The sequence below is a fragment of the Rhizobium sp. ZX09 genome, from assembly GCF_017357485.1.
Classification (GTDB): Bacteria; Pseudomonadota; Alphaproteobacteria; order Rhizobiales; family Rhizobiaceae; genus Agrobacterium; species Agrobacterium pusense.
Window position 1 is genome coordinate 120,252 of record NZ_CP031365.1, and the last position, 18,967, is coordinate 139,218.

Sequence of the window (18,967 nt, forward strand, 5' to 3'; positions counted from 1 at the left end):
AACAGGTCAATTTGTCAATTCTGAATTGACTATCTGCGCCAACTGAAAAGTGACGTGCGCGGTTTGATGCTCCCTCGGCGTAATGGACTCGCATCGCCTTAAACGGTTCAGCGCAACTGTGCAGTGTGCTCGCATTCTGGATACTGATTGCACCCCAGAAACCGACTGTTACCGCGACCATTCCTTTCGACCAACTGGCCAACCCGGCATTTTGGACATTGATGCAGGGGATCGCCATCGATTGATTCAAATCGCAGATCGTCGCCGGCAATGTCGGAAAGTTCGCGGATATATCGTGAAGGCTCCCGGCTATTTGTAAGCAAGAACACGCCGCGGCTTGCCCGAGTCAATGCGACATAGAAAAGGCGACGCTCTTCGGCAAACTCGAAGGTTTCTGGTCGTGGCATGACCAGATTGAGAAGTTCGTCGTCCTCGATCCGGCTCGGCACACCGTAATCGCCTTCGCTGATATCGAGCAGGATTGTGTAGTCGGCCTCGAGCCCCTTCGCGCGATGGAACGACAGTCCCGAAACCTCGATATTTTCGAATTTTGGCGGTTTACCCCTAAACGGATCGAGTTGATTGTAGCGCCACAGCACCATTACCTTGAGCTTTTCGCGCCCCTCTGTCCGCCATTGCCCCGAAATCCCATCCAGGAACGAATTTAGCCGTTGCAAGAGCTGGTGACACGCCTTGCCGAATTCCGGCTTGCTCCCTTCACCACTGATCGGAATGACCCGGATCGATCGTGGAATGGCCGGTCGCGCCGAGCGTACCGACTTCTTCAGCTGAGCGGCGTTCCGCTGCACGAAGCCGGCGGCCGTCTCGGCGATTAGCTGATTGCAACGGTACGTTTGCTCCAGGCGCCCTTGCCAGCTTGCGCCAAAATTCGCCTCGAACTGCGTGAAGATGGTGATGTCCGAACCGGCAAAGCGATAGATTGACTGCCAGTCGTCACCGACGGCAAAGATTTTGGTGAACGGCTTCTGGTGTTTGAGCGCCTTGATCAGATTCGCGCGCGGCTCCGATATATCCTGGAACGGTGGCGTCGCCTTAACCGAGTTTGGGATGCGGTAGTCTCTTCGACCTGAACTTCACGCATCAATCGACAAAGCGATTTCCCGCCAGGTCGAGATGGCGTGAGTGCGAAGCTGGCGATGGTCTGCGGCGGTCAAGTCTTTGCGGTGAAGAAGGAAGAGATTGGCGATCTGGCCGTGAGTGGAGACGAAACGCTGACATTGCCGCGCGGACTTGAAGCGCATCATGCGCCGCTCTCGTCGTCGCACAGCAAGATGGGAATTTTCAGCCTGGTTGTTCAATCCCTTGTGCGAGCGATGTTCGACCTTCGGCATCAAATCCGCCTTCGCAGCCGAATAGGAACGCAGCTTGTCGGTCAGCATCACGCGCGGGGCGATACCTTGACCCTTGAGCAGTTTGCGCATCAGACGCAAGGCTGCTGCCTTGTTCCTTCGGCTTTGCAAGAGGGCGTCGAGAACGTAGCCGTTGGCATCGACGGCGCGCCACAGCCAGTATTTCTTTCCCTTGATCGTCACCACCATCTCATCGAGCTGCCACTTGTCGGCAAACTGGCCTCGTGAGCGGCGTCGGAGCTGATTGGCGAACTTCAAGCCAAATTTCGCCGCCCATTCCGAGACGGTCTGGAATGAGACGTTGATGCCGCGCTCGGCCAACTGATCTTCGACGTCGCGTAAACTGAGCGGAAATCGGAAATACAGCCAGACCGCATGGGTGATGATCTCGGCAGGAAAGCGGTGGCGTCTGAAGTGGGCGGCAGGGAATTCGGTCATGACAATCCGAATATCAAGTCGGCTAAAACAGGCGGTTAAGGCGACGCCACCTCCGAACGCCATTCGCCTCGCGCCCGGAAAATCCGGCGAGATCGTCTGGAAGTTCACCAACGACGGCGTGTTCAAGATCGCCTGCCTCGTTCCCGGTCACTACGATTCCGGCATGCACGGCGACGTCACGGTCGCGAAGAAATAAGGAGCAACAGAAATGACGATGAAAGCTATCACAAGAATCACACTCGCCGGCGCCGTCGCCTTCGCCTTCGGCACCGCCGCCTTCGCGCAGGAATTCACCAGCGGCACGGTCAAGAAGCTGGACGAGAAGGCGAAGAAGGTCACGCTCATCCATGAAGAGCTGAAGAACCTCGAGATGCCGGCCATGACGATGGTGTTCCAGGTCGCTGATGACGCGATGCTGGAAAAGCTCAAGGTCGGCGCAAAGGTCCAGTTCGTTGCGGTCAAGTGAAGCACAGGGCCGCGCTGGATGCAGCGCGGCCCCGTTCCTCATGAGACCGGCAGGAGGCAGAAGGTGCGCCAGAGATCCTGCTTCCAATCCCCCGGCTCGGGCGAATCCGACAGCATAAACTCTGATTGGCCGATCATGACGGCCTTCGGCGCGGCGCATCGTACCTTTGCAAGGTGGGCGCTGTGGTCGATGAATCTGATCTGACCCTCGGGTCCGCGCTCCGTGAGCGCGACTTGCACATCGAAATTATATTCCGGGTCAAGAGAGGTTGCCGCGACGGTCACGGACAGGCTGATGGTCGTTTCATCCGCGAAATAAGACGTATGAAACGGCTGATCCTCTTGGGCATTTGACGCCGACACCAGCAAAGCCAGAACGACAAATGCGCATGTTATGCCAGTTCGCATTGCACACCCCTCCCATAGGCGACTTGGCCGCCTCATCCTATCACACCACAACTCCACTCGCAGCCGCCCGATTTCCTCAAACCCGCCTCGACAGGTCTGGCAGGGTATCTCGCCGCCAATGCTCCTCAATTGATGCCGTTCGCCCGCTGAAGCTCGCGCACATAGGCCACGATCGTAGCGACGTCGGCCTTCGTCAGACCCGGCTGAGGAGGCATGTTTCCGAATTTCCAGTGATGCGCGCGCACGCCGTTGGCGACGGCCATTTCAAAGGCGTAGTCTCCGTGGTGAGAAGGTTCGTATATCCGATGGATGAGCGGCGGGCCGGCATCGGTTCCGGCCGCGTTCTTGCCGTGGCACGCTGCACAGACGGCGTTGAAAGCTCGTTCTCCCATCTTTGCGGTGTCGGACAATGACGAAGGCACGACAACCGACAATGCCGTCCCCTGGCCCGATACTCCTCTTCTGGCTTCGTCTTCCGATCCGGTTCGATTCCAAAGCGCAAAGCCCGCAACCGCTGCCGCGGCGACGAGCAGAGCGAAGACGTTTCTCTTGTTCATTTGTGAATCCTTATGTCTTTAGGCCGCCGAACACCCTCTCTGCCGCCATCAACTGCCGAACCCGTCGGCATGAATGTGGTGGTGGGGCGGCGCGCGATGGCGATGTGGGGCCACGAAATTGTTTTCGTGGCCTCCGGCGTGTCAGCCGTTCGAGATGCGGCGTTGGTAGTCTGCCTCTCGCTGCGGCCAGGTACTCTTGATGTAGTCGAGGACAGCCTCGATCTCGGCGGATGTCAGAGCCTCCCGAAAGCCGGGCATGTCACTCTCGTAGCCACCGCCAACCACCGCGGCGGTCCCATCGGTGATGATTGCGAGGAGCTGCCTGTCCGAATGATGCCAGGTGTGACCGGTCTCGTCATGCGGCGGCGCCGGAAGGCGGCCGCTCGTGCCCGGGCTGCGCCAGTCGGGCTGGCCTTCGAGTTTCGTGCCGTGACAGCTCGCACAGTTCGCTAGATAGACTGCCCGGCCAAGGGCGATGCGATCGCTCGCCTCCTGACCGGATCGTCCCTTTCCGACCAAGATCGCACCGGCCGCCGCCAGGAGAGTTGCGGCGACCGCGATCCAGAGCGGTTTCATGCAGCGATCCTGAACTCGGTCATCATCCCGGTGGCCAGATGCGGCATATGATGGCAATGCAACATCCAGCTCGCGGCCTCGCCGGCATCAAGGGCAACAGTGACCATCGACATCGGCGGTATGTACACGGTATCGCGGCGCGCACCTTCGAAGCGTCGCCTGTTGATGCCAACAACCTGGAATGCATGCCCATGCAGATGCATCGGGTGCCCCATCATCGACATATTGTGGAACATCAGTTCCACCCGATCGCCGCTCGTTGCGGCAACCGGCCGATGCTTGCCCCATGTTGCTCCGTCGATGGTCCAGACATAGGGCTGCATCGAGCCGCCGAGCATGATCATGTGGCTTCGATCCACCGGACGGGCGGCAAGCGTGTCGACAGCGACCAGCCGTGACTCCTGAGACAAGTCCGTGTCGAAGGCCGGGGCGTCATTCGCTGAAAGGGAATCGATCCTGTCGATCGTGGCGCCCGCGGGGGCGAGAATAATGCCGGTCCTTTCACGTTCGCCCTCCCTGAGCGCCAGAATCGGCCATGCGCGGGTCTCATTTGGAAGGTCGATCTCCAGGTCGAGACGCTGCCCCATGGCCAGCCCGAACCGCGAACCCGCGACCGGCTGGACCTCATGCCCGTCGACGGCGACGAGCCGGGCTTGTGCTTCGCCCGTGTCGATCCAGAAAACGGTGGCTGCGGCTGCGTTGATGACACGGAGGCGAACCCGGCCGCCGCGTTCGACCTGAACGACATCGGGATCGGACAGGGTTCGGTCATTGGCGAGATAGGCATCCCAGTCGTAGTCGTTGAGATCCATCGCCATGTTACCCATATCCATGGCCATCGAGCCCATTCCCCCGGCCTCGCCCTGGTTCATTCCAGGCATGCCGCCATGGTTCATGCCTTGCATCGCGCGTGACATGCCGGCAGCGCCATGTCCATCAGCGCTTGCGCTGGTGATCTCTTCCAGCACTTCTTCCGGTGTCTTGAACGCGAAGTCGTGCAGGAACAGGACGACTTCCTGCCGATCGGCGGATAGGTCTTCTGCCCTCCGGACGATCAGCGGCGCGGCGAGCAATCGCATTTCCTGGATCGGCACATGGCTGTGCATCCAGTGCGTTCCGGGCTGGGGCGCGAAATCGAAGCTGCGCGTTTCACTGGGCTGAAGAAGCGGCTGCGGCATATCCGGGACGCCGTCCTGAGCGTTCGGGGGAATCTGGCCGTGCCAATGAATGATCGTGGACTCGGCGAGATCGTTGGTCAGATCCACCCGAAATCGCTCGCCCGGATCGAGGAGCAGCCCCTGCCCGTTGGGACCAGCAAGTCCGAAAACGGTGGCCGGTCGATTGTCTATATCGAGCGTGCGGCTGGTGGCGGCCAGGCGGATCGCAGCCGCGTCCTGGCCGTAGGCCCTGATGGGGAAATGGGATGCAGCAAGCATGGCTGCGCTGGCGGCGAGGAAGCCGCGTCGTGAAAAGGTCGTCATATTCGTCACCTCGGGACGATCTGTCCCGCCTGAAAGGTCCAAATGGATCGCAGCGGGATCAGCCCCGCCGCAGGCTCAGAGGAGGCGCGATATAGGAGGGCGATCATTCCGGCCGGGAGCTGCCGCAACGAAGACGGCATCCGGCGGGAAGGGATATTTTTGCCGCGAGCTGATTTGCTTTGCCGAAGTACGCACAACCGGAAGCCAGGCCGATATTCCGGCGCAGGCGAAGGCGCACAATCCGGCATCTGCTTTGCAGGATTTCCCTTCGCTGCAAGCGGCCATCGAAGAAGAGGCTTGCTCCATGTGCTGCGTCAGCGCGGCGCGTTCCAACATCCCGGACATGCGGGTCTCGTGTGCTTGAACGGCAAAAGAAGCAGCGGCAAGCGAGATGGTTGTAACAATGATAAGCAACGCGCGAAGCATGGGCAAAGAATAGAGCCTCGCCGACCCTTTGTCCATTGATGAAGCCTGCATGCCGGCCGTCCTGCTCATAGGTTTGAGGCTTAGGTCGTGCGGGGCGGCGAAGCGCCGCCCCGACGTTGCATCACTGCGCCTGATAGGTGACGCCGTTCGGTCCCTTGCCGACAGCATATGTCTTGACCACGGACTGGCTGCCGACGTCGATCTGGGAAACGGTCCCGGCCACGATGTTGGTGACGAAGACAAAGGCTCCGTCGGCAACGACCGTCACGCCGTGAGCGCCCTTGTCCGTCTGGATGGTCTTCACGACATTCCCGCCTACGACATCGATAACCGAGACCGTCTCATCCGGCTCCGTTTCGGTTCCCTGGTTCGCGACGTAAACCAGCCGGCCATCAGGCGTGGCGTAAACCTGGATGGGCGAACGGCCGACATTGATGCGTGCGATCACCTCGCGCGACTGCGTGTCGATAACGGCGACCTTGTTTTCATCGCGCAGCGAGACATAGACCCGCTTTCCGTCAGGTGTGAAGCCGACCTGGACGGGCGCAACGCCTACCTTGATCCTGGCAACTTCCGAAAGCGCCGTTGTGTCGATAACCGAAACAGTACCGTCCTGGACATTCGCGACATAGATGGCGCTTCCATCCGGGCTCATCCGCAGGCCGTGGGGGTAGTCGCCGGTGCCGACCGTGGCGACGACCTCGCCCTTGGCAAGATCAACGACCGACAAGCTGTCGTCTTCGGAATTCGAGACGTAGGCGCGATTGCCTTGCGCGTCTGCGATCACATGCGCAGGATGCCCACCCACGGGGATCGACGCCTTCACGCCGGAGGAAATATCGGCCGCGTCGAGGACGATCAATTGGCCTGCGACAGCGGCATCACCATGTCCGTCGCCGCCATGGCCAGCCCCATTGGACGCATGAGCGTCTTCAGCTTTGCCGGCGACCGGCAGGCCCACCGCCAGCACCAAATCTTTTCCCGATACGAACTGCACGTTGTGGGGCGTGATCGGGACCGGAACGATGTCGATCTTTTCCGTGGTAAGGTCGATGCGGCTAACGGTGTTGCCAAATTCATCGGCCGTATAGACGAAGCCGGTTGCAGCAGGCTCCGCTCGGACGGTGGCGGCGAACGGAATAGCAAGCACCAGGGCCGATGCCGTCGCGAAGGCCAGCATGGCCGCACGTCTGCGAATCGCGGTTGCTGTCAGGACTGCCGCGGTGATGGAAATCGAACGGGTCGAGTGGGTCTTTAACATGGTATTCAGCTCCTCGGCTCGCAGCCTTGCGGGCTGCTCGAGCACATCTTGAGGTGAGTTTGAAAAGTGGCCCGGCGTGCGGATACCGAAGACTTCCTCGCGTGCCGCTGCCTACCGATTTCGGCAAGGTCCGTGCATGGCCCTTTCTGGCTCGCCGGCAGCCGACGATTGGAGGCTATGTCACGTCGGCGTCACGCAGAACGGCTCGTCTCCTCGGCCGTATCGTTGGGCGGCCTGGGACGCGCACGGTCGGAAGACTAAGGCATTGTGCCAGTCCTCGGGTCGGCTGGAGCACACGGACAGAACAGGCCGAAGGTGCTCAGATGACCAAGATGGATCGCGGAGGTCGCTTCTGACGACGCAACTCCGCGGATGAGGGCACGGGCGATGCAGCCGGCGAGACTGTCTCGCCGTTCAACGTGCGCCAGCTCCAGGCCGTGTTCAGCGGAGCGCAGAGGAAGCACCCGAGGCTCGACAGGCAGTGACCGCTGTCGCACGGGTGCTCGGCGCCGCGTTGGGTATCGTTGTCGCAGGGCATGCGCACAAGGAGGTCGGCACAATCCCCAGCTTGAGTCATGAGCGCCGGGATGCCCTCCCTTGAAGCAGCACGCGCTTGATGCCCGCCATCTGTGAGAAACGCCGTAAGCCCGAACGCGATGGCGAGGAAAAGGATAAACCCGCGCCGCAAGGCGGTCGCACAATTATGCGACCTTCTGAACGCCTTGACCATTGTCACGCCGGCGGCCACCACGGCTCATCCTTCGGTTTGCTTGAATGTAGAAACTGGGGGCAAATCTAGCGCAGATCCAGAATGATCACTTTGCGCTGCATCAAACACGTAGGGATCAATGCTTGCGAGGCCGCTCACCGAAACGACCTGCGCGCCAATCTCCGCAAATGAGTGTGCTGCTCGCGCGGAGAAGCGCGCTCGACTAGATAGAATTTACCCGTGGGCTGACTGTCCGGCGCGCTATTTCGTGTTCCTGATCATTCGCCGCAGCACGTCGTCGCGACGCCAGAAGTGATGCCACAGAGCAGCGAGGGCGTGAGTGGTCGCAACGACCAGAAGCATCCAGCTCAGCAGGCTGTGCAGGGAAGCGATGCGGAACGTCACGTACATAGCGATCGTGCCTGTGATCGGCAGTGCGAGCAATAGGCCGTAGAGCACCGCATGAGTGACCCCTGCGATCATGCGCTCAAGCACCGACATGCCCTGGATCGGAGGTGGTCGGCCATATGTGAAGCGCAGAATAAGTTGACTGAGCGCCAGCGCCATAATCAGCCATCCGCTCCAGGCGTGAACCTGATGCAGGAAAAGGTCGAAGGGTTTAGGTTTCAAGAAAAGGTGCGCCATGTGCGTGCGTTGGATCGCCCAGGCCGTGGGGACCTGGATGATACACAGGATAAGGACCATCCAGTGCATCAAGCGCTGGTAGATCGAGAATGCGCCGGCCGAACGGTGCCGGCGTATCCAAATGGACAGCCGCCACGTCAACTTTCGACCTCGAAAAGGTCGCCTGCATGCGCGGCATAGTCCAGTGCGTAGCCAAGTTCACCAGCCGTCTCGGCGTGAACGTGCAAAAGCGGCTGGCCGCTGGCGATCTCGTCGCCGAGGCGGACGGCCATTTGGACGCCTGCCGCCTTCGACTCCGGCGCTCCGGCGAGCTTGGCGAGTCGGGCGATTTTGCGATTGTTGATATGGACGACGCGGCCGGCGCGCGACGCGATCAACGGATGAACCTGTGCGGCCTTCGGTGGCTCACGAAGTCCGCCTTGCGCCTCGCAGATCGCCATGAACTTCGACCAGGCACGACCGTCGACCAAGGTCGCCAACGCAAGCGCTTCACCTTTCCCCTTTGCGGCCTTTCCACCGATCTCAAGCGCGGCGCCCGCCAACAGGATCGCGCGGCGTCGCAGATCGTCCGGCGCATCCGGCGCGTTTTGAAGAACCGCCAGGACGTCGAAGGCTTCTAGACCTGGGCCGATGCCGCGCCCGACGGGTTGCGAACCGTCGGTCTGGACGCAGGTCAGGGCCAGATCGAAACGGGCAGCGACGGCGCTGAGGCGACTGGCGAGCTGATCGGCGGCCGCTTCGCTGCGCACCTTGGCGGTTGCCCCAACCGGGATGTCGATAACCACATGCGTCGAGCCAGCGGCGATTTTTTTTGAAAGGACGGAAGCGACAAGCTGTCCCTCGGTATCCACGTCGAGTTCGCGTTCGATCCGGACGAAAATGTCGTCGGCGGGGCTGAGATGCACCGCCCCGCCCCAGGCGATGCATCCGCCTTCTGCTTCCACGACGCGTCGAAGGGTTTCGATGCTGAGGTCGACAGGGGCAAGCGTTTCCATTGTGTCGGCGGTGCCGGCTGGCGAGGTAATCGCGCGCGAAGACGTCTTCGGCATGACAAGGCCATTGGCGGCCACGATCGCGACGACGATCGGCGTGGTTCGATTGCCCGGCAACCCGCCGACACAGTGCTTGTCCACAACGATCGGAGCATTCCAGCTCATCCGGTCGCCGACATCGACCATGGCGCGCGTGAGGTCAACAGTCTCGCTCTCGTCGAGAGGAAGCGCGGCACTGGCGGTCAGAAAGGCGGCGAGATGGACCTCGGTATAGCGGCCTGCGACCACGTCGCTCACGATTTCGGCAAAGGCGTGCGCGTCGAGGCGATTGCCATATATGCGACGGCGCACGCTCGTCAGAGACTCCACGGCCGGAGGATGGGTCACCGTCACATTGTCACTCTCGCTAACGCCGAGGATCTGCCAGGCTGTTTCAGAAAGACCGACTTTATCCTGAGCGAGCAATGCATCTCCTTCGACCTGAAAGAGCATTGCCTGTACCTGTCTCGCGCCGATCGAGACGAGGACCTGGGTGCGCGCGGACAGACCCTCCGAGCGGCAGACATGGCAATCGGTGCGCATCACCACCACGGCCTGGTGCTGAGTGTGCAGCCGCAGGCGCCGCACGCGTAGCGTCGGCTGAGAAGGAACCTCGGGTTCGACGTTGTTGATCGTCATAGGTCGAAAGCCTGATTCTGGCGTGAGACGACTGCGTTCCATCCAAGCTCGCGGTCGATCCGCACGCGCAGCGCTTCGGAGGCATCGTCTTCACCATGCACGATGAACACGCGGGACGGCGGCCGACGGAAGCCGGACAGCCAGCGCATCAGCTCGTTTGCGTCGGCATGCGCCGACAGCATGGACAGGTCCGCGACCTCTGCCCGAACCGGGATCCACTGGCCATGGATTTTGATCTCGCGGGAGCCCTGCATCATAGCGCGGCCCCGCGTTCCGGCTGCCTGAAAACCCGAGAAGAGAATGGTGTTGCGGCTGTCGGGGGCAAACGCCTTGAGATGGTGCAGGACCCGTCCACCGGTGGCCATGCCGCTCGCCGAAATAACGATCTTCGGGTAGGCGCTTGCGGTGATCGCCTTGGAACCCTCAACGTCGCGCGTGTAGGTGGCGATCGAGCAAATCGCATAGCATTCCTGCGGGCTCAGCCGGTGATCGGAACGATGCGCATGCAGCAAATCCGTTGCGTCGATCGCCATGGGGCTGTCGAGATAGATGGGAATCTTTCCGAGACGGCCATTCATTCTCAGCTTCCAGAGATGGTAGAGAAGTGATTGGGCTCGCCCAACCGCGAAGGCGGGGATCACAACGGTTCCGCCCCTGGCGGTCGTGCGCTCAATGACGCTTCCCAAAGCCTCTGTGGGATCGACCTGATCGTGGATGCGATTTCCGTAGGTCGACTCGATTACGACGTAGTCGGCGTTTTCGACAGCCGTGGGGTCGGGAAGAACGGGGTCATCGTAGCGGCCGAGATCGCCCGAGAAAGCGACTCGACGCCCTGCCCATTCGATTTCCGCGATAGCCGCGCCCAAGACATGCCCGGCATGGCGGAAGGTCAGTGTCGCATTGCCTGGAAGGTGAATGGGCTTGTCGAAAGGTTCGGGCGAGAAGAATTCGAGGGAGTGCTCGGCGTCGCGGATGCCGTAGAGCGCAAGCGCAGGCTTGTGCTTCGAAAAGCCCTTTCGATTGGCGTATTCGGCATCCTTTTCCTGGAGGTGGCCGCTGTCCTTCAGGATCAGCTCGGCAACGTCGCGCGTCGCCTCGGTAGAGTAGATTCGGCCGCGGAAGCCATCTCGAACGAGCTTGGGCAAATAGCCGGAATGGTCGAGGTGGGCATGCGTCAGGACGACGGCGTCGATGCTCGATGGCGTAACCGGAAGTGCTGCCCAGTTGAGTTCGCGCAGGTTCTTCAGGCCCTGGAACAGGCCGCAATCGATCAGGATGCGCTTGTCGCCATTGGTGAGGAGATGTTTCGAGCCGGTGACGGTTCCCGCACCGCCAAGCGAAGTTAGTGTCAGCATGTTGCCCTCAATCTTGTGCTTTGGACAGATCGGCAGGAGCGCCACATCCATCGATTGCGTTGCGTTCGGCCAGGGTGAGCAGTTCATCGCGCGACCAGTCCGAGAGCCGTGCGGATGCGTCGACAAGGTGCGCCCATGAGCAGCGGTTGGCGAAAAGCATGCCGGAAACATCCAGCGTGCCGCCACGACTGATATATCCATGCGCCGCGGTCCGTTTCGGGCCGCCGTCTAGCCGTCGAAGCAGGCCGACCATCGGTTCTGGGCGGGTGTGAGTGACGATAAGGCGGGGCAGATCGGGTGGGAAAAGGCTTGCAAGCTGGTCATCGCGCGCTGTGAATTCGGCCTCGAGCGGATCGCGCGGCGCCCGAAAGCGTCCAGGCTCCGAAATCGCCGTGACGACGACCCGTCGACCATGCGCTTTCAGCCGGTGGGCGGCCTTGAGAGCTTCTTCGAGTTGATAGGCGCCGATCGTGACGAGCTGGAGTGCCGCTCCATCCGGGTCGCCGTCGATATGAGCCGCACCTATGTTGACGAAGCGCTCGGCCGCCTCGGCGTCGAGACGGTGAGGCATGTCGCGCTTGGACACGATAAGGCAAGCTACTTGGCCGCGCCCGCGATAGACCGACCGCAGCGCCGCGGCAGCGCTGTTCGCATCGACGGGAAACAGCACGCGGGACGTATCCGACATCTCGCCCAACAGGGCCTCGCCAATCGTCGGATCCTGGTGTGACTGTTCGTTCTTTGCGTTCTCCCAGGTGTGCGATGTGACGACGAGCGGCACGGAGATCCAGCCCGGCGTTTTGCCCGCTTCCCGTTGGTGGCGGGAGAAGATGATCTCCTGGCGCAGGCCGCCTAGCATCTTCATCGCGAAGGCTTCGTAACTGACAATCAGATTGATGCCGCCCTTGTTGGCGAGCGCCGCACCGGCCACGGCTTCCTCATTCAGGGCCGTGATAACCGCGCCGTCGACGGCATCGGCAACGCCAGGCTCCGACTGGTTTACGCGGTGGCGAAGCCTGTCGAGCGTTGCGCCCATATGGTTCGAGCGGAGTTCATCGGGATTGCCGACCCGCGGACGAAGGCCGGGATTGGCATCGACGACCCGGACAAACCAGCGATCTATTGCATGCATGGCGCAGTCGGAGGGGTAACCTTCCTGGGACCAGTCAGGTTCGGGCAGGTGCGGCGCTGCGGGATTACGGGATGCCAGAGGATGCTTGCTTTCGGGAACGCGGCCCTGCCTCTCATAAATGGCAATCTCGGACACGGCGTCATCAATGTCGCCCGGCGGCACGAATAGAGCCCTTGCAGCGTCGTTGAAGGCTTGACGCGCCTCTTCGTCTCGCGACGGGTTGCCCGTCAGAGGAAGATTGTGCGCGGCATTTGTGCCCGCTCCGGGGAAGCCGAATCCTTTGACAGTCTCGGCGATGACATAGGGAATGGGTGCGGGATAGCGGCGGCTGGGATCGGTCGCGAAGCGCGTGAGCTGCTCTTCCGCTGAGAGGATGGCCCAAGCGAAGGCGGCGGGGTCCCGGCCATCGATCCTCATCGGCGCGAATCCGTTGAGGCTGAGATGATCGGCAAACCAATCTGCCCCGCCTTGCTGCGCGATCTGGACGCGTTCCTCGATACGGCGGCCGTTCATGATCATCACTGGAACAACGAAGCCGGAATCCTCCGAGCGCCACCAGCGCGGCGTCCAGTCCGATCCGCGCTGTTCCTCAAACGCGCCATCGCTGAGAAAGGCGACGAGGCTTTCGCCTGTCAGTGGCGCATGGACGTACTGCACTTCCGAGAACCCGAGATAGCCGCCCTCCGAGATCGCACCGGCGGTGGTTGGGCCGGCGTGGCTGCCGATCGGCACGCCCGGCCGGCCGCTCGCGTCGATAGCGTAGGAGTAGAAATCGGCTGCGAGTTGAGACAGCCCTTTCTCGCTGCGATCATAGCGCCCGAGCTGAGCTTGCGAAACGTCGCCTGTCAGCGCGTTGACTGCATCGATCGCCGCCACGCAATGCCCCTGACCCATAAGCCACGATCGGGTTGTTGCCGAAATCGCGTTGGCAACCAGATAGCCGACGAAAGCCGGGGCCATGTTGAGCGAACCGCCGGTATGGCCCTCCGGAACGGTTTTGAAGGCGTCGGCTGGCAGAGGAGCGCCGGACAAATCGACACGCCTCGCATAGGTCATGTGGACGATGGTCCACATGGCAGCCGAGGTCAGGCGGTCGGCCGCTGCGAGCAGTCGGTAGAGCCGATCAGGTTCGATCCGTCCCGACATGGCCAGCGTTTGAATGCGCTCGATGGTTTCGTCGCTATGTCGGATCTGGCCATAGCCGTCGCGCCATGCCTTGAAGAGTTCGGGAGTCGCTGCGGCCATGCTTTCGGGATCCTTTTTTGACTGCTTGTTGAGTGCGATCTATCGACAGCGCTACCGATGTCCCCCCAACCATGGCGGTGGATCGCTGGCGGGGAATGAGTCGATGCCCGCGCGCTCCACCGCATCGAGCGGCTCCGGAGGACGGCGGTGGCGGATCTGATCCGACCCTGCCGCCGTGTCCGTCCGGAGATGCGCGGCAATAAGCGGCGCAAGCTCAATACGGTTGCTGGCGTGGACAACGGAGTCGGTCGAAACGATGCGACCGCAGAGCGGGGCAAGCTGTTGATACGAATCGCCCGCGAAGATGCCATGCACGACAGCGACGTCAGGCGGAGCCAGACCTTGCAGTCGCAACTTCCTCGCCGCTTCGATAAGAGTATGGCCTGATGAGGCGATGTCATCCACGAGTACAGGCTGACGATCGTGCCAGGCGGAGAGATCGGGAAGTTCGATTTCGACGTCGCGATCGCCGTGTCGGACTTTCCTCAGGACCGCATGTGGCGCATCGATGCGCTTCGCGATGGCCGAGACCCACTGCTCGCTTTCCTCATCAGGGCCGATAAGCAGTGAGGCCTTGACCTCCGACCCTATCCAGTCGGCAAGGAGCGGGGCCGCATGAAGCGTCGCTGTCGGAATGGAATAGATCGCCGAAAGTGTTGGATGGCGATGCAAGTGCGGGTCGACGGTAATCAGGCGATCGAAGGTTGCCGATACGAGTCTTGCGAATGTGCGGGACGTGACCGCCTCGCCCGGTCGAAAGCGCCGATCTTGCCGCATATAGGCGAGGTACGGGGCGATCAGCGTTACCTCTCTGGCGCCCAGTGATCGTACGGCGTCGGCGGCGAAGACCAGCCGCAGAAAGCCTTCATCGGGGTGAGACAGGGTGCTGACCAAAATGACCGCTTTGTCGGTCACGTCGCACAGGATGCGGAGATAGCTTTCGCCGTCGGGGAAATTCCGGGTTTCGAGGTTGCCGAGCGGCCAACCGCCCTCGCTGGCGAGGCGCTGGGCAAAGGCGTCGTTTCCCGGAAGGGGAAGGATCACATGGCTCGAAGCGTGGTTCGTCGTATCCATGTGGGTCATCCGTTCCTGCGGTAGCGGCGCAGGAACTGCGCGTTGATGGCGACGATGATGGTGCTGGCCGACATGAAGACCGCAGCTACGGCCGGCGTCATCAGGAAGCCGGTCCCGAAGGTGATGCCGGCGGCCATGGGGATCGCCACGGTATTGTAGGCAGTCGCCCAGATCAGATTCTGGACCATCTTACGGTAGGTCGCGCGCGAGAGACCGAGAATGGCCGCCACATCGCGCGGATCGCTTTTGACGAGGACCACATCGGCGGATTCCACGGCGACATCCGTACCAGCGCCGATGGCGACGCCGAGATCGGCCTGGACAAGAGCTGGCGCATCGTTGACGCCATCGCCCACCATCGCCACCGAAAGGCCACGCGATTGCAATTCCTTGATCTTGTCCGACTTCTGATCGGGAAGCACCTCGGCGAAATATTCGGAGATGCCGAGTTCCCTGGATACCGATTCCGCAACGCCCGTCGCATCGCCCGTCAGCATCACCGACTTTATGCCAAGGCGATTCAGTTCGGCGATGGCTTCTCTCGATTCGCTACGCACGATGTCGGCAAGCGCGAAGAGCGCGCGCGGCGCGCCATCGCGGACAAGTACAACCACCGTCTTGCCGTCTGCTTCCAGCTCCTTGAGCTTCGGATGATCGATCGGGCTGCCTTGCCGAGCGAGATGGCCGGGGCTGACGATCCGAAGCTCCTCGCCGTCAACCTTGGCGGTAATGCCTTCGCCGGTGATATTGCTGACCTCGGTGGCCTTGGGGATCGCGATGCCGCGCTTCTTGGCTTCAGCGACGATGCCATGTGCAATTGGGTGTTCCGACTGACTCTCCGCTGCGGCGGCGAACGCCAATTCCTGGCTTTCGTCGCCAGCGGACAGAAGGACAATATCGCTGACGCCGAAACGTCCTTCCGTCAGCGTCCCTGTCTTGTCGAAAACCGTTGCATCAAGATTGCGCGCGCGCTCGAAAGCGGCCCGGTCGCGGATCAACAGACCGTTGCTCGCGCTCAGCGATGTGCTGACGGCCACCACCAGGGGCACGGCGAGGCCGAGTGCATGCGGGCAGGCCACGACCATGACCGTCACCATGCGCTCCAGGGCGAACTCCAGGGGCGATCCGAGAACGATCCACCAGACGAAAAGCGTCCCGAAGCCGACGACGAGGGCGATATAGGTGAGCCAGGCGGCTGCCCGGTTGGCGAGGTCCTGGGTCTTGGAACGGGTCGCCTGCGCCTTCTTTACGAGGTCGATGACCTGAGACAGATAGGTCGCGTCCCCTGTCGCCGTCACCTTGATCGTCACGGCATTGGCGCCGTTGATCGCCCCGCCGATGGCTGGCGCGCCGACGGTCTTGGAAACAGGCCGCGATTCGCCTGTCAGCATCGCCTCGTTGAAGGCGGACGATCCCTCGATGATCTCGCCATCGACCGGCACCTTCGCGCCCGGCCGGACGATGACGCGGTCGCCGGGCTGGAGGGCGGAGATCGCTACTTCATGCGTCGAGCCGTCCGCATCGATCCGCGTCGCGCTGTCTGGAAGCAGGCGCACCAGTTCCTCCAGCGCGCGGGAAGCCCCCATGACGGAACGCATCTCCACCCAGTGGCCGAGCAGCATGATGGCGATGAGCGTCACCAATTCCCAATAGAAGGCTTCGCCGGGGAACCCGAAGGTGACCGCCGCCGAGAAGAAATAGGCGGCCGAGATCGCGAGCGCGATCAGCGTCATCATGCCGGGCTGGCCCTTGCGCAGCTCCGAGGTGAAGCCGGTCAGGAACGGCCAGCCGCCATAGACGTAGGCGATGGTCGAGAGGACGAAGAGCACGAGACCGTCGCCCGGAAACGACAATAGCTCGGTCAGGCCGAGCCAATGGCGGATCATCGGAGACAGAAGCAGGACGGGCGGCGTGAGAATGAGCGAAACCCAGAAGCGGCGGCGAAAGTCGGCGACCATCTCCGCATGATCGTGTCCGCCGTGCCCGGTATGTTCGGCATGGGTTGAGCCGGCTGCCGAGACGATGCTTGCGGCCGCGTGGTCGTGGTGCGGACCGTTGGCAGCCGTCCGATGATGTGCGTGGTGGTTGCCGTGTTGGCTATGCGATGAGCTCATTCGATGTTGTCCTTCACTGGCCATTGGCGATAACTCGGAATGCAGGCCATTCTTGTTCCGTGACACTGGCCAGTTCTCGGCAGGGCAGAATCTTCGGTGCAAAGGTCTTCGGTCCGACGTTCCGAATCTTTGATCCAGATTAAGTTCTTGCGGCTCGGCTGAGGCGATGGGGCCGCGCCGCCGACCGTTCTTCCCGCTTGTTCGGAAACAGGGCGCTGTGGCGAAACGCCTCTCACCCCGATGATTCAGGAGTGTCTGCCGGGTAACCTGCTTCTTCGAGAACGGCGACAAGGGCTGCCCTGTCGGCGCTCGTCTCGATCAGGACCTCGCGTTTGTCAGGATCAGTCTCGATCCGGGCCATCCCGTCGACGCTCAAAAGCGCCTTGGTCACTGATTTTGCGCAGCCGCCGCATGTCATGTTCGGGACCTGGAAGCGAAGCATAGGGACCTCCTCTGTTGTTCGCGTCCAAGGAGATTGGGGCTTCCAACGATGGTAAGGTCAACCCTTAATAAATCTTCTTGACCCTGCCATCGTTGGAAACCGCAAGCTGGATGAAGAACTGTCAAATCGAAAGGAGACGACAGATGAAGCATTCCAGCACAAACAGCGTCATCATCTATACGACACCCACTTGCCCGGACTGCCGGGCGCTCAAGACCTGGCTCAAAGAACAAGACATCACGTTCCAGGAGCGCGATCTGACCGATCCATCAGTGATGGAGGAAGCGAAAGCGCGAACCGGGGTGCGGGTCGCACCGATAACCATCGTCGGGTCGCAGATCTTCTACGGGACGTTTGCGAGCCAGAAGCCCGGCCTCATGGCCGCCCTCGACTTGTCGACGCCCGCATGAGTGATATGGTCATGAACAGCAAACGAGTGGACCTGCCGCAGGCTGGAGCCAGCATCGAAGTCGCGCTAGGCCAGACGATACTCGAGGCCGCGCTTGCAAGCGGCTTCGCCTATCCGCACGGCTGCCGATCCGGACGCTGCGGGTCATGTAAATCCCGCCTCAACTCCGGCGAGGTCGACCTTCGGGAGCATTCGCGTTTCGCGCTCTCCGTCGAGGAGAAAGCTGAGGGGCTGATACTCGCCTGCCGGGCAATCCCCAAAACCGACGCCACCGTTACATGGCTGGGTGGTGCGGACGAGCTGGCCGACCATCCACGTCGACGCCTCCAGTGTAGCGTTGTTGGCATTGAGGATGTCACCCACGATATCAAAATTGTCCGGGTTCGCCCGAAAGACGGTCGGCCTGCCTCCTTTACGGCCGGCCAGTTCGCGCGCGTGACATTTCCGGCCACGCCGACACGAGATTATTCGATGGCGAACCCGCCGGGCGCCGACGAGCTGGAATTTCACATTCGTCGCGTGCCGGATGGCGTGGCCTCTAACCTCATTCATCCAGTGCTCGATCTCGGGGACCCGGTCATGGTCGAGGGGCCTTTCGGCTCGTCCTTTCTGCGCGAGAAGCATGCCGGCCCAATTCTCTGTGTGGCGGGCGGATCGGGCCTCGCCCCGATCAAGTCGATCGTTGAAACCGCGCTGGCACGGGGGATGAGACAACCCATTCACGTCTATTTCGGGGTGCGGACGGAAAACGATCTGTATCTCGTCGACCACTTTGAGGGTCTCGCGTCCATCCACGGAAATCTGGCATTTACCCCTGTTCTGTCCGACCAGGCGTCGGGCACGGCTTTGCGAGCCGGTTATGTCGATGCTGTGGTCGCAAAGGATCTGCCAGATCTCGACGGCTGGAAGGCATATATCGCCGGGCCGCCACCGATGGTGGAGGCCGTCATGGTGGTTGCCACCAACCGGAGGCTCCGCGTCGAGGATATGCACGCCGACGTATTCTTCACGCCCGATGAGCCGCTCGCAAGCGCTGCGGCAGGGTGAAGAACGACCGGCGTTCGGGATCGCTACAGACGATTTCCGGCGGACCGGCGGCTTGTGCGCATGAGATCGAGCGGAAGACGCCCGCCTTCAGGCGGTAACCAATGCCGGACCATCGGCCCTTGCTCCAGTATTCACCTGTCGGT

The 18,967-nt window shown here is 61.5% G+C and carries 18 protein-coding genes and 2 pseudogenes; 4 read left to right on the top strand and 16 right to left on the bottom strand.

Annotated elements, in window-relative coordinates; all coding sequences use genetic code 11:
- Nucleotides 1-107: 107 nt before the first annotated feature.
- The 3 genes and pseudogenes from BTN45_RS25095 to BTN45_RS25100 form a co-directional block, all read right to left on the bottom strand.
- Entirely contained in the window at nucleotides 108-809 is a 702-nt protein-coding gene (locus BTN45_RS25095; protein WP_225246791.1) for a type I DNA topoisomerase, read from the bottom strand.
- A 135-nt stretch (nucleotides 810-944) separates the two neighbouring features.
- Nucleotides 945-1,070: pseudogene (locus BTN45_RS26710) on the bottom strand (hypothetical protein); the annotation flags it as partial.
- 24 nt (nucleotides 1,071-1,094) lie between these two features.
- The gene (locus BTN45_RS25100; protein WP_172873129.1) at nucleotides 1,095-1,808 is read right to left on the bottom strand and encodes an IS6 family transposase; all 714 of its coding nucleotides are present in this window, start codon (nucleotides 1,806-1,808) and stop codon (nucleotides 1,095-1,097) included.
- A 52-nt stretch (nucleotides 1,809-1,860) separates the two neighbouring features.
- Here BTN45_RS25100 and BTN45_RS25105 point away from each other — a divergent pair.
- Nucleotides 1,861-2,004 (top strand): annotated as a pseudogene (locus BTN45_RS25105) (sulfocyanin-like copper-binding protein); the annotation flags it as partial.
- A gap of 18 nt (nucleotides 2,005-2,022) precedes the next feature.
- Complete coding sequence (locus BTN45_RS25110) at nucleotides 2,023-2,274, top strand: copper-binding protein (protein ID WP_072492835.1); 252 nt, start codon at nucleotides 2,023-2,025, stop codon at nucleotides 2,272-2,274.
- Between the two features lie 38 nt (nucleotides 2,275-2,312).
- On the opposite strand, the gene BTN45_RS25115 is transcribed toward BTN45_RS25110, so the two are convergent.
- The 13 genes from BTN45_RS25115 to BTN45_RS25175 all read right to left on the bottom strand — a co-directional run bounded on the left by BTN45_RS25115 (nucleotide 2,313) and on the right by BTN45_RS25175 (nucleotide 17,368).
- Entirely contained in the window at nucleotides 2,313-2,681 is a 369-nt protein-coding gene (locus BTN45_RS25115) for a hypothetical protein (RefSeq protein ID WP_052821447.1), read from the bottom strand.
- A gap of 125 nt (nucleotides 2,682-2,806) precedes the next feature.
- The gene (locus tag BTN45_RS25120) at nucleotides 2,807-3,238 is read right to left on the bottom strand and encodes a cytochrome c (protein WP_052821446.1); all 432 of its coding nucleotides are present in this window, start codon (nucleotides 3,236-3,238) and stop codon (nucleotides 2,807-2,809) included.
- A 141-nt stretch (nucleotides 3,239-3,379) separates the two neighbouring features.
- Nucleotides 3,380-3,814 (bottom strand): cytochrome c, encoded by a 435-nt coding sequence (locus BTN45_RS25125; protein WP_077546207.1) that lies wholly within the window; start codon nucleotides 3,812-3,814, stop codon nucleotides 3,380-3,382.
- On the bottom strand, nucleotides 3,811-5,295 hold the full coding sequence (locus BTN45_RS25130; RefSeq protein ID WP_037094843.1) for a multicopper oxidase domain-containing protein: 1,485 nt from the start codon (nucleotides 5,293-5,295) through the stop codon (nucleotides 3,811-3,813). Before BTN45_RS25130 ends, BTN45_RS25125 begins: the two co-directional genes overlap by 4 nt.
- Nucleotides 5,296-5,370: 75 nt before the next feature.
- Nucleotides 5,371-5,772: a hypothetical protein gene (locus BTN45_RS25135; protein ID WP_115672697.1), complete on the bottom strand. Its 402-nt coding sequence runs from the start codon at nucleotides 5,770-5,772 to the stop codon at nucleotides 5,371-5,373.
- 70 nt (nucleotides 5,773-5,842) lie between these two features.
- Nucleotides 5,843-6,982: a cytochrome D1 domain-containing protein gene (locus BTN45_RS25140; RefSeq protein WP_225246839.1), complete on the bottom strand. Its 1,140-nt coding sequence runs from the start codon at nucleotides 6,980-6,982 to the stop codon at nucleotides 5,843-5,845.
- 970 nt (nucleotides 6,983-7,952) lie between these two features.
- On the bottom strand, nucleotides 7,953-8,477 hold the full coding sequence (locus BTN45_RS25145; protein WP_052114352.1) for a cytochrome b/b6 domain-containing protein: 525 nt from the start codon (nucleotides 8,475-8,477) through the stop codon (nucleotides 7,953-7,955).
- Nucleotides 8,474-10,006 (bottom strand): thymidine phosphorylase family protein, encoded by a 1,533-nt coding sequence (locus BTN45_RS25150; RefSeq protein WP_207591900.1) that lies wholly within the window; start codon nucleotides 10,004-10,006, stop codon nucleotides 8,474-8,476. Before BTN45_RS25150 ends, BTN45_RS25145 begins: the two co-directional genes overlap by 4 nt.
- Nucleotides 10,003-11,361: an MBL fold metallo-hydrolase gene (locus tag BTN45_RS25155; RefSeq protein WP_112828973.1), complete on the bottom strand. Its 1,359-nt coding sequence runs from the start codon at nucleotides 11,359-11,361 to the stop codon at nucleotides 10,003-10,005. Before BTN45_RS25155 ends, BTN45_RS25150 begins: the two co-directional genes overlap by 4 nt.
- Before the next feature lie 7 nt (nucleotides 11,362-11,368).
- Nucleotides 11,369-13,738, bottom strand: a complete 2,370-nt coding sequence (locus BTN45_RS25160) for a xylulose 5-phosphate 3-epimerase (protein ID WP_207591902.1) — start codon at nucleotides 13,736-13,738, stop codon at nucleotides 11,369-11,371.
- Nucleotides 13,739-13,789: 51 nt separating this feature from the next.
- Complete coding sequence (locus BTN45_RS25165; protein ID WP_115672701.1) at nucleotides 13,790-14,812, bottom strand: ribose-phosphate pyrophosphokinase; 1,023 nt, start codon at nucleotides 14,810-14,812, stop codon at nucleotides 13,790-13,792.
- 5 nt (nucleotides 14,813-14,817) lie between these two features.
- The gene (locus BTN45_RS25170; RefSeq protein ID WP_246751773.1) at nucleotides 14,818-16,770 is read right to left on the bottom strand and encodes a heavy metal translocating P-type ATPase; all 1,953 of its coding nucleotides are present in this window, start codon (nucleotides 16,768-16,770) and stop codon (nucleotides 14,818-14,820) included.
- A gap of 388 nt (nucleotides 16,771-17,158) precedes the next feature.
- A complete protein-coding gene (locus tag BTN45_RS25175) occupies nucleotides 17,159-17,368 on the bottom strand; it encodes a heavy-metal-associated domain-containing protein (protein ID WP_080843327.1) in 210 nt (69 codons plus the stop codon).
- A 143-nt stretch (nucleotides 17,369-17,511) separates the two neighbouring features.
- Between BTN45_RS25175 and BTN45_RS25180 the strand changes: the two genes are divergently transcribed.
- Nucleotides 17,512-17,778: a glutaredoxin family protein gene (locus BTN45_RS25180; protein WP_080843328.1), complete on the top strand. Its 267-nt coding sequence runs from the start codon at nucleotides 17,512-17,514 to the stop codon at nucleotides 17,776-17,778.
- An 11-nt stretch (nucleotides 17,779-17,789) separates the two neighbouring features.
- Complete coding sequence (locus BTN45_RS25185) at nucleotides 17,790-18,824, top strand: 2Fe-2S iron-sulfur cluster-binding protein (protein ID WP_207591904.1); 1,035 nt, start codon at nucleotides 17,790-17,792, stop codon at nucleotides 18,822-18,824.
- Nucleotides 18,825-18,967 lie beyond the last annotated feature (143 nt).

Coding starts and splice junctions, on each gene's coding strand:
- BTN45_RS25170 (WP_246751773.1), bottom strand. CDS start 16,770: ATGGTCGCCGACTTTCGCCGCCGCTTCTGGGTTTCGCTCATTCTCACG.
- BTN45_RS25115 (WP_052821447.1), bottom strand. CDS start 2,681: ATGCGAACTGGCATAACATGCGCATTTGTCGTTCTGGCTTTGCTGGTG.
- BTN45_RS25135 (WP_115672697.1), bottom strand. CDS start 5,772: ATGCAGGCTTCATCAATGGACAAAGGGTCGGCGAGGCTCTATTCTTTG.
- BTN45_RS25175 (WP_080843327.1), bottom strand. CDS start 17,368: ATGCTTCGCTTCCAGGTCCCGAACATGACATGCGGCGGCTGCGCAAAA.
- BTN45_RS25180 (WP_080843328.1), top strand. CDS start 17,512: ATGAAGCATTCCAGCACAAACAGCGTCATCATCTATACGACACCCACT.
- BTN45_RS25185 (WP_207591904.1), top strand. CDS start 17,790: ATGAACAGCAAACGAGTGGACCTGCCGCAGGCTGGAGCCAGCATCGAA.
- BTN45_RS25130 (WP_037094843.1), bottom strand. CDS start 5,295: ATGACGACCTTTTCACGACGCGGCTTCCTCGCCGCCAGCGCAGCCATG.
- BTN45_RS25125 (WP_077546207.1), bottom strand. CDS start 3,814: ATGAAACCGCTCTGGATCGCGGTCGCCGCAACTCTCCTGGCGGCGGCC.
- BTN45_RS25100 (WP_172873129.1), bottom strand. CDS start 1,808: ATGACCGAATTCCCTGCCGCCCACTTCAGACGCCACCGCTTTCCTGCC.
- BTN45_RS25150 (WP_207591900.1), bottom strand. CDS start 10,006: ATGACGATCAACAACGTCGAACCCGAGGTTCCTTCTCAGCCGACGCTA.
- BTN45_RS25160 (WP_207591902.1), bottom strand. CDS start 13,738: ATGGCCGCAGCGACTCCCGAACTCTTCAAGGCATGGCGCGACGGCTAT.
- BTN45_RS25155 (WP_112828973.1), bottom strand. CDS start 11,361: ATGCTGACACTAACTTCGCTTGGCGGTGCGGGAACCGTCACCGGCTCG.
- BTN45_RS25120 (WP_052821446.1), bottom strand. CDS start 3,238: ATGAACAAGAGAAACGTCTTCGCTCTGCTCGTCGCCGCGGCAGCGGTT.
- BTN45_RS25165 (WP_115672701.1), bottom strand. CDS start 14,812: ATGGATACGACGAACCACGCTTCGAGCCATGTGATCCTTCCCCTTCCG.
- BTN45_RS25140 (WP_225246839.1), bottom strand. CDS start 6,982: ATGTTAAAGACCCACTCGACCCGTTCGATTTCCATCACCGCGGCAGTC.
- BTN45_RS25110 (WP_072492835.1), top strand. CDS start 2,023: ATGAAAGCTATCACAAGAATCACACTCGCCGGCGCCGTCGCCTTCGCC.